Below are 12,384 nucleotides of genomic sequence, written 5' to 3'. Positions count from 1 at the left end.
GGGGGCAGTATTGCCCCTGTGCGGGAACGCCGATATTAAAGGCGTTTAAGAAGGTCAGTGGGAATGGTGATTAGAGTTCGGGCCGTCAGAGAGCATGCTGCCTGTCGAGTGGGCATTGCCGTTGATTTCAAGGTTGCCGTTCACCGTGGTGGTGTCAGCGGTCAAATCAATGGTTTTCCCCTTCAGGCTGATACCCACTGCAACCTCGATCACCACATGCTCGATACCACCTTTGACCGTCAGCGTATGGGTCGCACGGTTATAGCTGAACTCTGCGCCATCCGCGTATTTCGTGCCCCGGACATTTTTGTCGCTGAACGGCGGTTTATCGACTTCTGAGTACACCGCGCCCAGAATGACACCATCCTCGCCGTTGGCATCGAGCAGCACTTCAACCTGCTCCCCCACGTCAGGGAGCCAGTAATCCTTGTTATCCTGGGTATTGCGCTGCAGCACGTTAAGCCAGTTAGTGCGCAGGTTATCGCATTCCGGCAGACGAACGCGGGCCTGAACCTTGTCGGCATCGACGGCGCTGACCGTACCGACCTGACGAGTGACGCCTGTCATTATTTTTTCTCCTTTATTACCGTGGACGTGCTGCCGTCCGGTTTATAGACGGTCAGCGTCTGGTTTTTTCCGGTCTTTTTACCTTTCTTCGCTTTGCCCTGCGTAACCGGCCCTCGTGCCACTTCCAGTTCGGTGATGTAGCCGCTGTTACGGTCAAACGCATGGCGGGCAGTAGTTATCAGCCATGGCCCGGATAACTGACCAAAACCCACCAGTTCAATTTTGTTGCCTGCAGTCAACTGAGGCGTCCCCATCAGCGTCAGCGAGCCGTTCTGCTGGTATTCGTTATGCCTGGCCAGCGCCGAATCTGCTTTAATCCGGGCGCTGTCCGGATCACTGACGCGGCTGTTGACCTTCAGTGAGTCGGCACTGGTGACCTTACCGCCTTTGGTTTGTTTGTCGCTTTCGCTGGTACCGCCATCAGCTTCATAAACGATCAGCTTTTTATCGCTGCTCTTCTGGTGTTTTACCTTCGCGGATTTGTAGACGCGGTTGATGGTGTCACGCAGGGAAAAGCTGGCCACATCCTGCGGCTTTAACTGCCTGATCGGCTCCTGACCGCGCAACGTGGCAAGATGAGAAAAAACCAGCTGGTCGCTGACCACTTTCACGGCATAACCATACTCGCTGGCCAGTCGGCGCAGGAAGCCCACGTCCGTTTCAGCATACTGGGTCACCCGGTCAATTTTGATGGACTCAATACTGCCAACCAGCTTCAGCTGATGCTTTTTGGCAATCCGTCCGGCGATGGCCGCCAGCGTGGTGCTCTCGAAACCACGACTGGATTTTGTCCGCAGGGCGTTGTTGACCGACGTGGCCACGCCCCGGATAGCGACAACGGACGCGGGCGAACTCACCTCGATCTCGTCTATAGAGAACGTACCGCAGGACAGCAGCTTCTCGCCCTGATAACCCATTTTCAGCGTCAGCGTGTCACCCTTGCCCGGATACCACTTATCCAGCCAGCGGTCATCGGTGTCGTCCAGTTCCACCTCAATGGTATCGGACTCGCTTTTGATGTTATCGCTGTAGGTTACGCGGGTGACATAGGGGGCGATATCGGTGGTGATGTTCTTCTGCAGATACCATAGCGTGAACACCGGACTCAGAACATCGCTGACGCCGGTTAACGCTGATGCGGCTTGTGCAGTGCTGTTTATCTCAGCCATGGAGCAATATCCTCTTCTGTACTGGCTTCTTCAGCCTCGATAACCGGAATCAGTAACAACAGCCCGGAGGGCAGCACCGGCGTGATGGCCACGTGTGGATTGGCGGCAATTATCCGGGGATAGCCCAGCGGGTCGCCGTAGTACTGCCATGCGAGAGAGTCCCAGCGCTCTCCGTCACGGGTGACATGTTCAAGAAACATCACACACTCCTCGCCAGAATTTTGGCTGCCATGGTGCTTAACCCCGCCGACATACGGGTGAAGGTGGTGCTGGCGGAGTTAAGCTGCCCGGAAACGGCATCCAGCGCCGCTGCGATATTGCTGCCGTCCACGCCGCTCAGTGAAGACTGTGCCTGTTGTACATACGTGGCCGCATCACTGGTGGCTCTGGCCAGACTGATGGCATCAGGCATGGATTCAGAAAGCGCATTAAATGCCGGAACGCTTTGACCCAACGCCCCGGACACGTTGCCCAGCCCGCTCATCAGCCCCGGTACGCGGGTCAGTGCAACGGCGGGGTTATCCTTCATTTTCTGCGCAACCCGAACGGCACTGATGGTGGTCTGGAGAACAGACTGCGCCTGTTTGGCGTAGTTGACGCCGTCGCGGACGTACTGCGCTACCCCGGAAGGTGAAGGAACGGCACCGGAGACCGCCCCGACGCCGGGAACCTGCGTGCGTATTGCGGGTGGCTGTAGCGGGTTTTTCGGGTCGCCGATGTACTCCCGGAGAGACGCGGTGGCATTGACGGCCAGCACGTTGCCGGTGCTGTCGGTCTGCTCGCTGGTCGCAGTAACATCGGTAATCACGAACCAGCCGCGATAGTCACCGTTGCCGAAGACCAGCGCTAGCGCCTGATGGGCCTTCATGGCCGTTCGCAGTCTCGCCAGCTCCACGTCGGGCACACAATAGTGCTGATGGAAGACCAGGCTTATCTGGATTTCGTCCAGCTTATCGCCAACGAACTGCAGGCCGGGCTTACCCTCGATACGGGGATGCTCCGCATAATCGACGCCGAACGTGACCTCGAAGCCGTCCCAGTAGGTAATCAGTTCAAACTCAATATCACCCAGTACTGCAAACATCAGCTGTACCTCCTGCGTTGTTGCTGAGCCAGCAGACGCTCCAGCATTTTCTCCAGCTCATGCAGGCTCATATTCAGTGCGCCGGTCAACCCGTCAGGCGCTGCGGTTTCTTTGCCATTGAGGAAAAACTGAGGATTAAAGCTGACCTGAATACCGCCAGATGTTCCACCGCCAGTTGCAACTGCGCCACGACCTGAATATCCCGCAGCCATGATTTCCGGCGACGGGATACGGGGAACATTCGGTGTCATTTCGGTAGCCAGACGCTGCCCGGCCAGCGCAGCCTGTGGTGTCGTGCGTTGCAGGCCGATAGCCGCTCCCTGCGCGATGTTGTCACCAAAGCCCATGAATACCCGGCTTGGCGAATGGATACCCAGCTTTTCTTTAAACCAGCCACCGACGCTGTCGCCCATGTCTGTGACGGTGGTTTTGAGCGACTCCCATTTGTTTTTGATGCCGTTAATCAGGCCGTCGATAAGATGGCCACCGAAGTCGGTGAACTTCGCTGGCAGCTCAACGCCGAGATATTTCAGCGCAGCCGCAAAGGCTTTATAGAGCAGACCAACCGGCGACCAGTTAATCAGCAGCTTACCAATCCCCACGACACCGCCATTAAACGCCTCTTTAATGTCAGCCCAGCGCTGTTTAAACCAGCTACTGACTGCGCCCCAGTTGCGATAAATAAGGTAAGCTGCTGCCGCGACGGCGGTGATGGCGAGACCAATGGGATTCATCAGCAGCGCCCGGCCAATCCAGAGAACGGCCCGCCCGGCGATCATAATGCCGCGAACCAGCCCACCTGACAGCACACCACCCAGTGTTCTGGCTCCTCTGGCGACGGCGCTGAAGCCGGTCACCAGCCAGCGGAGCTTACCGCCTTCACCGAGTGCAAGCGACAGTCGAAGCCAGTTGGCCCGCAGTAAAACGGCATTTTTCCAGACGTTAACAAAGGGGGAAATAAGGAGATTCAGCCCCAGCTTGAGACCGATAGTGGCCATCTTGAAAGCGAGTAATGCTCCTACAACCTTTATGGTGCCGCTGACGATTTGCGGGTTTGCCGCTATCCATTTGCCGACACTGTCCATTAAAGGAATAAAAGTCTCACCCAGTTGGATCAAGGTCGGGCGTAGTGACTCACCAATGCTGATGGCTGCCTCGTTAAAACCAATCTGAGTTCTGCGCCAACGACCTTCGAGCGTATTATTTTGTTTTGCAGCATCCTTATCCAGCGTAGACATTGCTGACGGGGTATTCATTTCCTGCTTGCTGGAAAGGTATTTATTCCAGCCCTGACGCATTGACAGTAAATGGTTAACGGTCTGGATATCAGTGAAGACTTCTGCCAGACCAAATGCCTCCATTAGTTTCTGCTGGCCTTCCTGATCGCCTCTTGATCCTGCTGCTTTCCATTGCTGTAAAAACGCCTTACCTTTACCGTCAATGAAACGGTTGGCAATCATCAGCGAGGCTTCGTACTGTGAAAAGCCCTGAGCGACGTAATTCTGCATTGACCCCTGGTAATCCACCCCGGCTTTAGCATATTTCTGGATAGTATCTCCGCGCCCCATCGCCGCCAGCCAGTTTGACATATTGGTGACGGCCTCTTCCGCTGAGCCGCTGCCTTTACCAACTTCCAGACTGGCGACGATCTGGGTTATGGCGTCTTTGCCGTAAATACCACGTGCAGCGAAGGCTTTGGCCATACCGGGTAACGCTTTCGCCATATCCTTCAGTTCAAACGAGCCTAGCTTAGCCCCGGTTGCCGCAATCCCAAACGCCTGCTCCAGCTCTTTCGCATCGGTAATTTTCAGCGCATCGCTAAAGGCGTAGGTCATTTTTGCGAGGTCAGTCATATCCGCTTTGGTGGCCGTGGCCGCTTTACCGAGCATCCCGGCAAATTTAGCTGCCTGCTCCGGGTTCATACCATCGGCAACTAACTGACCAACACCCCCTAGCAGGGACTCCTGGAGCTGATTGACCTGAAGGGATGCCCGACGAATGGCCGTACCGATGGCCTGTTCCTGCCTTGAATCCAGATCACCAGTGACACTGATATCCCGCAACTGCGATTCAAACGAGGCATATTGTTTGACTGAGGCCATGACCGGTGCACCCAGTGTTCTGCCGATGGCATAGGTTTCTGCTCCCTGGCCATAGAGCGCCATGCGGTTAGCTTTCAGCGCGTCACTGGTGGCTGATACTGCTGACAAACGGCGCTGCTGGCGCTCAATTTGCTCCATTGTGCGGCTTACCCGCAGCAGGTCGCTGTTGAGGCGCTGCATCCGGGAAGAACCCAACTGACCATAGCGTTCTGTTGCACGGGTTAAGGCGTTTTGGCGTTCCTGCAGGCGGCGCGATGTATCGCCCAGGGAATCAAGGGCGCGTCGGGTACCGCTGACGGCTGAGCGGAAGCTGCTCCCGACAATGCCGCCAATAATGACGCCGACTGAAAATTCACTGGCCACGGTGGTTATCCTCTGAAAGCGGAAAAACGGAAGGAAAATGTCTGAGAGCCATGCAGAACAGCCGCGAGTAGCGGCTGTTAAGTGATGAGGAGTTAATGATTATCGCCGAACTCGCTTCTGATTTGCTCTTCAGCCTGCTCCAGCCACATCTCCAGATCGTCAGTATCGAGGGCATCAATCTCCCCCGGCTGAAATCTAAACCACCTCGCCAGCAGCCCCTGCGCCTGCATCAGCGTTTTCGTCGCTCTTGCCCAGCCCAGTGACTTGCTGAAATCGTTTCTGCAGCTCCATGTAGTCGGCAAGATCCATATTATCGAGGTCTTCCGGAAGAATACCGGTGCTACGGGCAATCAGCGGCTCGTCCCAGTCAGCCGGGTCTTTACTGATTTTGCGCACCTGCTTCAGGTCTTTGACCGTCAGGCGTTTCAGTTCAACCTGCTCAACTCTGGTGCCAGCAGCGGTGGTGAAGGGGTAAGACAGCTTAAAAGTATCGGATTGGGTTTGTGACATGATCGTGCTCCTGTGTAAGTTCAGAGCAGTATGTCTGGTGGTGGGACTGGCAGATATTAAAGGGGATTAAGAAGAAAGGGGCCGAAGCCCCTGTGATATCAGTGAGTGCGAAAGCCTTTGCAGTTACGCAGGAAGGCGATAAGAAGTGCCTTTCCTTCAGATTTGCCGATGCCGGTGAACCAGTGGTCAGGTGGCTCCCATGCCTCAATCAGGTCAGCGAGCTTTCGTGCTTTGGAGCGTGTGCAGTCAATCGGGTCATTGGTTTTCTGGGTATTAAAAAGGTTTTCCACCCCTGAAATATCAAGGATGGTAAACCACGTACCATTCCCCATGCCAATCGAACCACAGTTCCCGCCTTTATCTTCAATCTCGATGGTCACCGTCAGCCCCCGATGTTGATGCGGTAGTCGGTCAACTGGTCAATGCCGCCGACGCGGAAGATGTTGGCCAGATAGTCCAGCTCCAGCAACTCTTCACCATCCAGTACCTGCTTGATGTACGTGCAGGTGAAGCTACTGGAGAACTCGGCGTTCTCATGCTGTTTGAACGTCCCCAGCGGGTTCTTCTTAAACATGATCGTCAGGAAAGTGACCAGCGGAATTTCGTCAATCAGCCCCTGCGAACTGTAGCGCTGAACGCTGGAACGGCACTGCAGCGCCAGCGACTTATACGGGTTCGCGGCAGACAGCATCGCGTCGCGGTAAAAGCTGTTCCACTTGATCTCGCCCTCAAGCTTGTCGAAGCCAGCAGGGAGTTCCACCTTGCCCACCATCCCCAGCGCCTTATGCTCCTGCATGGTCATGGAGACGTCAGGCAGTTTGACCTCCTCGGCCCGGCCCAGCAGGTTAGCGCCATCCAGGTAGATGTTGGCATTCGTGATGCGGTTGATCTCAATCTTTGCCATCAGCTATTCCCCTTCAGGGTTAACAGGTATTCCGAGGTGATCTCAGTCTCAAACGTCAGTCGCTCCAGTGGCGGTGGCGGCGTGTATTTGTAGCTCAGCAACAGGTGACCGGCGGCCAGCTCCGTCTCTTCATTACGGGCCGGATCAAACCAGCAGCTGAAGCCCAGCAGCGCACCGTCGCCAATCAGCTTGCGACCGTAGGCGTTGACCGACTCCGTCAGCGCATCAATCAGCGCCTGGGTAATCGGCATGTCGATGTACTGCTGGCTGAAATAACGCAGCGACTCGTTGATCACATCACCGGTGCGGCGAACGTTCTCAAAGTTGCGCATATGGGTGACCGTTGGCCATGCTGCCGTCCGGTTCCCCCACAGACGCAGGCCGCTGCCGTAGCTGCTGAAGACCGTAGTGATGCCCTGTTCGTTGAGCAGGTTCACCTCGCTCTGCGGGTCATCAATCATTGCCGACAGCTGGCGCTCGACGCCGGTGATACCCAGAATCTCCTGGTTGGAGGACGACCACCAGTAGCCCTTGTCCAGGTCGACTTTGGCACGCAGACCTGCAGCACGCTGGCTCAGCGGCTCCAGCCGTTCGCTGTTGGTGGCCGCGTCGTACACCTTGACGTGCGGGTAGCACAGACGGACGCGGTCGGAGCTGGTATTGAAGTTAATGGTGCCTTCCGGGCCACGCCCCGCCAGAGCCTGCGCAAAAGTGGTACCAATCGGCGCGTCGATGTAGGTCACCGCGCCCAGCTTCTCAGCCATGGCGATAAGCTCAACCGAGACGCTGTTCTGGGTGCAGAATACCGGGGCAATCAGGATTTTGGCGAAGTAGCCAAACAGGTTGAAGCTGTCGTTGAGCAGCTTCATGCCGGTACGGTTGCCCGCCGCGTTAACGGCACCGATGATATCAGCCGGGGTGACTTTGGTCGGATCAGCATAGTTATAGCTGGCCTTCACCGTTGCATCTGCAGCAATGCTCTTACCGAGGTTGGTAATCACCCCGGTCTGTGCATCAAGCGAGTAGTCCTGACCTTCCACATAAGGCTGGCCATCGCTGTCCGGTTTCAGCACCAGCTGCGCGACCACCGGATTAGCCAGCTGCGCTTTGCCCGTCGCCTTGTCGAACGTTACGTCTTCATCGGCCACAGTGGTTTTATGCACAACTGGATCAAGCACGTTAATGACCAGAACGGTGCCTGCGCCATGGTCGTGATCGCATCCAGTGCCTGCGGAATGGTAAAGCCGGTGAGCTGGCTGCCAAACGCCGCTGCATCTTTCTCAGACAGGCACTGCACCAGCGTATTGACGTCCCCCATCGGGGCAGTACCAATCAGGCCAATGACGGCAGACTTCACCGTTTTAACCGGGCGAGCACCGTTTTCCACCTCAATGGTTTCGACGCCATGCAGATAGTTAGCTGCCATGGGAGTCCTCCGTTTTCACATCGTTGTCGCCGCCGTTCCTGCGCTTTGGTGACTGCATAGCCGGTGTGCTGGCGGGTTTAGTCTCTTCAGATACCGGTGTCAGATGCTTCAGCGCCACCAGTACCTTCACATAGTCATGCTCCTCCGGCAGGGAAACATTCTTCCCCGGCCAGAGCAGGATTTCGGTTCCGTCCGACAGCGTGACGCCGCTGGCCGGGCCGGAATAGCGGTATTCTTTCATCACTCGCTTTCCTCATAGTTCACTTCGGTTAACAGCGGGCCGGACGGTAAATCGCTGTCTTCGATAAAGACGCTTTCGGTTGCGAAGTCGAGAGCGTACTGCCACAGCCCCTTGACCTCACCGATAAACACTTCACGGGTCAGCCAGATACGACGGCGGCAATTCGGCGGGGTGTAGCCACCGAGGATGCGGCGGACTGCATCCAGAACGTCAATCGCACCTCTTTTACCGTTGAGCTGGCGGAAGACCACCGAGACGCAGAGCTGGATAGTCTGAGGCTGGATCACCGCACCAATATCATCGGGTTTGTCGAAGCGCGAACCGGCATAGCTCAGCAGCAACGCCCCGACAGGATGATTCAGACGGTATTCGGACGGCTTTTCCGGGAAGTACTCCACCTGCAGCTGCGGCAGCTTCTCGCGCAACCGGGCCAGCACCGCATCGAGGACGGGCAGAACGTTCATCAGTATTTCTCCAGTAAGCCATCGCGCCCGCCAAAGGTGGGGCGGCGTGCCCACGCCCGGATTTCACCGGACTCAGGCACATCCTTCTGAGTGGACTGCAGCCCCAGCGTAAGCTTCCCGTCGCGGATGGCCTCAAGCTGACGCCGGGCCTCTTTGTTGTCGTCTTTGACGGTGTCAGGCAGATCACCTTCAGGACGACGGATATACAGGCGGTAACGCACCAGCGTGATGGCAATATCCCGCAGAACGGTAGGCACTTCTGCCAGCGGCAGGGTATAGCGGCCACGAAGGTGCGCATCAATCAACTCCCCGGCGTAGCGAATACAGCTGTCCACAACCGTCACATTCACCGTGGCAGGGGTGTCGAAATCCACGACCTCGTTAGTGAGCTGAATCAGCGTTGACTCAGGCACTTGTTCCTGTAAATCCGCCAGGGTGCAGTACATGTCACACCCCGCGCAGGATGCGGATAACGTCACCTTCGGCCAGTGCCTCATCCAGCGCAATCCCGGCAGAGATTCCCGCAGGGGTATCTTCCGTGGCGGCTGTCTGGGGAACGGCGCAGGCGTTTGCATCCGACTGGACGTTCTGCCCCTTAGCAATCGCGGCACCGGCCTCGACCGCAACAATACCCAGTACGTTGACCGGCGTTACATCACCGGCAGCGGCATCCACCTCCGCCACACCGAGCGCGACGGCTCCGGCCTGACAGGGTGCGTTATCGGCACCGACAAAGCGCTGTTGCGTCAGCGCCGCGCTGGCCGTCACGGTAGTGGTCAGAATGACCTGCTGAGTTGTACCCATGAACGTCTCCTTATTTCACGATGTTGGTGACGAGATACCCGGCATCGCCACCGACCACGGCGACTTTGTAGATATCGGTATAACGGCAGTACTTCACCTTGCCGCCGACGCCATCGTATTTATCCGCCACCGGCATCCCTTTACGGCGCAGGGTGTAACCGAATGACGGCTCGTTTTCGTCGGCGCTGTCAGTGCCCGGCTGGGGTTTACCGACGTAATGCAGCATCAGGTTGTCGCCCCAGATATCAGCCGGGACTTTGTCCTTGCTCTGCGCGTCTTTCATGGAGGCCATGGAGACCGGCTCGCCGACCACCACATCTTCCAGCTGGAAAAGGTCTTTCAGAATTTCGATGGTGATACGCTTGCGTTCGTTGGCACCAATCGCGGCCTGAATCGCCGGGTGGAACTTCAGCAGCGACATCACGCTGGCCCCCATGGTCATCAGGTTCGGACGCAGGCCGGTGGCTCTACGCACCGCTTCGATCCCGCCTTCAATGATGCCAATCGGGTCACCCTTGCCACCACCCCAGCGGTCGGCAGCGGCCAGCGCTTTGACGTTAGCCGCGCGATAGACGTTCTTGTCCTGGGCCAGACGGGCCGCATACAGTTCTCGCTTGAGGTTGACGCCGCTCGTCACACGGCGAATGGCTTTGGCCTCTTCGTTGAACATCGACTCTGCCTGCTCGCGATAGTCCACCGGCGCGGCCAGATCGTGCTCGTTGAGAACCAGGTCCAGCTTGCCGGTTTTCTCGCGCACCAGAACGTTACTGTCAGCCCCCACGGCACGCTCGGTGTCGTACTCCACAAAAGCGGATTTACCGAAGGTCGGCACGGTCACACCTTCCTTATCGGTAAGGACAATGGGGAAAATGCGCTCACCGATGAACGCGGCATTTTTATAACCGCGAGCGATGCTGGTCAGCACCGGGTCAACGACGCGCTTACCCTTTAAATAGTCAGACATGTTCTCTCCTTAATTACAGGCAGCGGGAGACAGCAGCGTCGTAGCTGATGCCTTCTTTTTTCGACAGTTCCAGCGCTTTCTGATGCAGCGCCAGACGTTCCGGGTCGGCTTCAGCGAACTCCGCTGACGTCGTTTTGATATCCGTGTTCACGCGGTCTTTGGTCGCATGCTCACTGAAATTCAGTACCGGATCAGTGCTGTCCAGCAGCGTCTTAAACGCCGTGGCCAGCGGGGTGCGGGTATCGCCTTCAGCAAACTCAACCGGCTTGTCACCTGCAGAGACCGCGTCCAGGATGGCCACGACTACCGACTTCGCTTTGGGGGCCAGTCGGCCATCGCCAACCAGCTTCTCGGCAAAGGAGACGTTCTCCGCGTGCAGTTTGTCCTGCTTGCTCTTCGCTTCCTGTTCTGCCCGCTGGGTGGCTTCCGCTTTCAGACGTGTGTTTTCCGCCTGAAGCGCTTTGATTTCTTCTTCAGTCATGGTGCTGTTCTCTTGTTGAGGGTTGGGATTGTGTTCACTGAAGTCCGGTTCAGACTTCCCGGTGTCGCGGTAAGCCTCTTCACGCAGGGAGTCAACCTGCCATGAAGGAAGCACCTTGTCGGTCTCGTCCAGCCCGAACTGAGCAATCAGAAAATCGCGCAGACGGCCCCATAAAGAGGCATTGGTGATATCACTCCAGTCGGCAAACTCCACGACGCCTTCTTCTTTCTCACCAAACGAGACCTGCTTCAGCCCCTTAATGGAAGGTGGCTGCGCGCCCAGAAAGCCGACATGACGCAGGTAAAGCGTGCCGGGCTTCGGGTTGTTCGGTGAGTCAGGGAGATAGAATGAGGCGGAGACCTTCTTGAAGCGTCCGTTGCCCACCAGTTCGGCAAACTGCGGGTCGAGCTGGTCAGGCTCAGCGAGCAGATCGCCGCCGTTAAGCGACAGGGATTTCACCCAGCCCCACGCCGGGTCTTCCGTTTTGGGGTGGCCAATAACGAGAGGCGCTTCATGGACGGACGGGTCATAGGCTTTCACGCAGGCGGCAAGATCGCTTTGCGTGAACGGCAGTTTCGTGCCGTGCATATCGGTATGAGTACCGGCTTTAAAAATGTGAATGGCTGGCATTTTGCTGTCCCGCGTTACGTTGTCGGGGACAGTCTGTGGAAAAAGCATCAGCAGCGCTTTTAATCTGCTTTAGAAAAAATCGGGGGTATCAGTACGGGGAATGTCATGCTGCAGGCGAATAGTGGTGCAAAGCGGGGGCTGTAAAGCCTTTATAAAGGTAATACAGCCCCTCAGCGGCTGGCAATGATAAATCACCCGCCTGTAGAGACAAAACTCAGCGACGGGCCGCTGCTTCAAGATGGCGGACAATCGTATCGAGGATGGGGACAACCACTTCAGGCTGCAGTTCACCGTCCCCCGTCAGCGGCAGGAACGGACGGGCAGGAAGTTCAACGGACTCATTATGTCCCGTTTTACCACCGAACTGGTGAATCGGCCCATAAACGACATTAGTGCCAACCTCTGCCTGCCGGTCGTCATGGTCGGTTGATACCGACCCCATCAGACGCCCGGTATCCTGCAGCGTTTGCCCGTCGCGCTCCTGCGCTGCCAGTGAGGGAGTCCACCCCGGACGCCCCTCATCGAGAAAGTTAAACTGCGTTTCCGCCAGCAGGGTTCCGGCGATTTTGCGCATCGCGGGTTCCAGGTCTGTGGCTGCAAGGTCCAGCGCACGAAGGCTCCGGCGCAGGGATTCATCGTTAATGGTGACATTGACCAGGTTATCGGAAGCCATCG

The 12,384-nt window shown here is 56.8% G+C and carries 16 protein-coding genes and 1 pseudogene; all 17 read right to left on the bottom strand.

All coding sequences use genetic code 11. The features are described 5' to 3' along the window. Positions 1 to 54: 54 nt before the first annotated feature. Positions 55 to 567 carry a phage baseplate assembly protein V gene (locus O9K67_RS17960; protein ID WP_021544460.1) on the bottom strand — a complete coding sequence of 171 codons (513 nt, stop codon included), beginning with the start codon at positions 565 to 567 and terminating at the stop codon, positions 55 to 57. Further along, positions 567 to 1,736 (bottom strand): phage late control D family protein, encoded by a 1,170-nt coding sequence (locus tag O9K67_RS17955; RefSeq protein WP_061494369.1) that lies wholly within the window; start codon positions 1,734 to 1,736, stop codon positions 567 to 569. The genes O9K67_RS17960 and O9K67_RS17955 overlap by 1 nt, the downstream gene beginning before the upstream one ends. Beyond that, the gene (locus tag O9K67_RS17950) at positions 1,724 to 1,936 is read right to left on the bottom strand and encodes a tail protein X (RefSeq protein ID WP_021544461.1); all 213 of its coding nucleotides are present in this window, start codon (positions 1,934 to 1,936) and stop codon (positions 1,724 to 1,726) included. Before O9K67_RS17950 ends, O9K67_RS17955 begins: the two co-directional genes overlap by 13 nt. Continuing rightward, positions 1,936 to 2,820: a phage tail protein gene (locus O9K67_RS17945; protein WP_061494370.1), complete on the bottom strand. Its 885-nt coding sequence runs from the start codon at positions 2,818 to 2,820 to the stop codon at positions 1,936 to 1,938. Before O9K67_RS17945 ends, O9K67_RS17950 begins: the two co-directional genes overlap by 1 nt. Continuing rightward, on the bottom strand, positions 2,820 to 5,285 hold the full coding sequence (locus tag O9K67_RS17940) for a phage tail tape measure protein (RefSeq protein WP_061494371.1): 2,466 nt from the start codon (positions 5,283 to 5,285) through the stop codon (positions 2,820 to 2,822). The genes O9K67_RS17945 and O9K67_RS17940 overlap by 1 nt, the downstream gene beginning before the upstream one ends. A gap of 92 nt (positions 5,286 to 5,377) precedes the next feature. After that, on the bottom strand, positions 5,378 to 5,515 hold the full coding sequence (locus O9K67_RS17935) for a GpE family phage tail protein (RefSeq protein ID WP_097760445.1): 138 nt from the start codon (positions 5,513 to 5,515) through the stop codon (positions 5,378 to 5,380). Beyond that, on the bottom strand, positions 5,481 to 5,795 hold the full coding sequence (locus tag O9K67_RS17930) for a phage tail assembly protein (protein ID WP_000084225.1): 315 nt from the start codon (positions 5,793 to 5,795) through the stop codon (positions 5,481 to 5,483). The genes O9K67_RS17935 and O9K67_RS17930 overlap by 35 nt, the downstream gene beginning before the upstream one ends. A gap of 98 nt (positions 5,796 to 5,893) precedes the next feature. Further along, positions 5,894 to 6,127 carry a hypothetical protein gene (locus tag O9K67_RS17925; protein WP_290428372.1) on the bottom strand — a complete coding sequence of 78 codons (234 nt, stop codon included), beginning with the start codon at positions 6,125 to 6,127 and terminating at the stop codon, positions 5,894 to 5,896. 50 nt (positions 6,128 to 6,177) lie between these two features. Continuing rightward, entirely contained in the window at positions 6,178 to 6,702 is a 525-nt protein-coding gene (locus O9K67_RS17920; protein ID WP_164965982.1) for a phage major tail tube protein, read from the bottom strand. Further along, positions 6,699 to 8,125 (bottom strand): annotated as a pseudogene (locus O9K67_RS17915) (phage tail sheath subtilisin-like domain-containing protein). The gene O9K67_RS17920 and the pseudogene O9K67_RS17915 overlap by 4 nt, the downstream one beginning before the upstream one ends. Continuing rightward, positions 8,115 to 8,366, bottom strand: coding sequence for a hypothetical protein (locus tag O9K67_RS17910; RefSeq protein ID WP_271044680.1), 252 nt, complete (start codon positions 8,364 to 8,366; stop codon positions 8,115 to 8,117). The pseudogene O9K67_RS17915 and the gene O9K67_RS17910 overlap by 11 nt, the downstream one beginning before the upstream one ends. Continuing rightward, positions 8,366 to 8,830: a Gp37 family protein gene (locus tag O9K67_RS17905; RefSeq protein WP_023304058.1), complete on the bottom strand. Its 465-nt coding sequence runs from the start codon at positions 8,828 to 8,830 to the stop codon at positions 8,366 to 8,368. Before O9K67_RS17905 ends, O9K67_RS17910 begins: the two co-directional genes overlap by 1 nt. Then, positions 8,830 to 9,276: a gp436 family protein gene (locus O9K67_RS17900; protein WP_061494375.1), complete on the bottom strand. Its 447-nt coding sequence runs from the start codon at positions 9,274 to 9,276 to the stop codon at positions 8,830 to 8,832. The genes O9K67_RS17905 and O9K67_RS17900 overlap by 1 nt, the downstream gene beginning before the upstream one ends. A 1-nt stretch (position 9,277) precedes the next feature. After that, positions 9,278 to 9,634 carry a DUF2190 family protein gene (locus O9K67_RS17895; protein ID WP_055311821.1) on the bottom strand — a complete coding sequence of 119 codons (357 nt, stop codon included), beginning with the start codon at positions 9,632 to 9,634 and terminating at the stop codon, positions 9,278 to 9,280. Positions 9,635 to 9,644: 10 nt separating this feature from the next. After that, positions 9,645 to 10,598: a hypothetical protein gene (locus O9K67_RS17890; protein WP_061494376.1), complete on the bottom strand. Its 954-nt coding sequence runs from the start codon at positions 10,596 to 10,598 to the stop codon at positions 9,645 to 9,647. 13 nt (positions 10,599 to 10,611) lie between these two features. Further along, complete coding sequence (locus tag O9K67_RS17885) at positions 10,612 to 11,709, bottom strand: hypothetical protein (protein WP_032438842.1); 1,098 nt, start codon at positions 11,707 to 11,709, stop codon at positions 10,612 to 10,614. Positions 11,710 to 11,923: 214 nt separating this feature from the next. Continuing rightward, complete coding sequence (locus O9K67_RS17880; protein ID WP_061494377.1) at positions 11,924 to 12,382, bottom strand: phage virion morphogenesis protein; 459 nt, start codon at positions 12,380 to 12,382, stop codon at positions 11,924 to 11,926. Positions 12,383 to 12,384 lie beyond the last annotated feature (2 nt).

This window comes from Kosakonia oryzendophytica, from assembly GCF_027886705.1.
Classification (GTDB): domain Bacteria; phylum Pseudomonadota; class Gammaproteobacteria; order Enterobacterales; family Enterobacteriaceae; genus Kosakonia; species Kosakonia oryzendophytica.
Note: the sequence above shows the minus strand (reverse complement) of the source record. Positions and strands in the feature narration are given on the sequence as shown.

What these genes read in the sequence shown, in the direction of transcription:
- O9K67_RS17910 (WP_271044680.1), bottom strand. Translation starts at nt 8,366, where the DNA reads ATGAAAGAATACCGCTATTCCGGCCCGGCCAGCGGCGTCACGCTGTCG.
- O9K67_RS17890 (WP_061494376.1), bottom strand. Translation starts at nt 10,598, where the DNA reads ATGTCTGACTATTTAAAGGGTAAGCGCGTCGTTGACCCGGTGCTGACC.
- O9K67_RS17905 (WP_023304058.1), bottom strand. Translation starts at nt 8,830, where the DNA reads ATGAACGTTCTGCCCGTCCTCGATGCGGTGCTGGCCCGGTTGCGCGAG.
- O9K67_RS17895 (WP_055311821.1), bottom strand. Translation starts at nt 9,634, where the DNA reads ATGGGTACAACTCAGCAGGTCATTCTGACCACTACCGTGACGGCCAGC.
- O9K67_RS17945 (WP_061494370.1), bottom strand. Translation starts at nt 2,820, where the DNA reads ATGTTTGCAGTACTGGGTGATATTGAGTTTGAACTGATTACCTACTGG.
- O9K67_RS17935 (WP_097760445.1), bottom strand. Translation starts at nt 5,515, where the DNA reads ATGCAGGCGCAGGGGCTGCTGGCGAGGTGGTTTAGATTTCAGCCGGGG.
- O9K67_RS17950 (WP_021544461.1), bottom strand. Translation starts at nt 1,936, where the DNA reads ATGTTTCTTGAACATGTCACCCGTGACGGAGAGCGCTGGGACTCTCTC.
- O9K67_RS17900 (WP_061494375.1), bottom strand. Translation starts at nt 9,276, where the DNA reads ATGTACTGCACCCTGGCGGATTTACAGGAACAAGTGCCTGAGTCAACG.
- O9K67_RS17930 (WP_000084225.1), bottom strand. Translation starts at nt 5,795, where the DNA reads ATGTCACAAACCCAATCCGATACTTTTAAGCTGTCTTACCCCTTCACC.
- O9K67_RS17925 (WP_290428372.1), bottom strand. Translation starts at nt 6,127, where the DNA reads ATGGGGAATGGTACGTGGTTTACCATCCTTGATATTTCAGGGGTGGAA.
- O9K67_RS17960 (WP_021544460.1), bottom strand. Translation starts at nt 567, where the DNA reads ATGACAGGCGTCACTCGTCAGGTCGGTACGGTCAGCGCCGTCGATGCC.
- O9K67_RS17885 (WP_032438842.1), bottom strand. Translation starts at nt 11,709, where the DNA reads ATGCCAGCCATTCACATTTTTAAAGCCGGTACTCATACCGATATGCAC.
- O9K67_RS17955 (WP_061494369.1), bottom strand. Translation starts at nt 1,736, where the DNA reads ATGGCTGAGATAAACAGCACTGCACAAGCCGCATCAGCGTTAACCGGC.
- O9K67_RS17880 (WP_061494377.1), bottom strand. Translation starts at nt 12,382, where the DNA reads ATGGCTTCCGATAACCTGGTCAATGTCACCATTAACGATGAATCCCTG.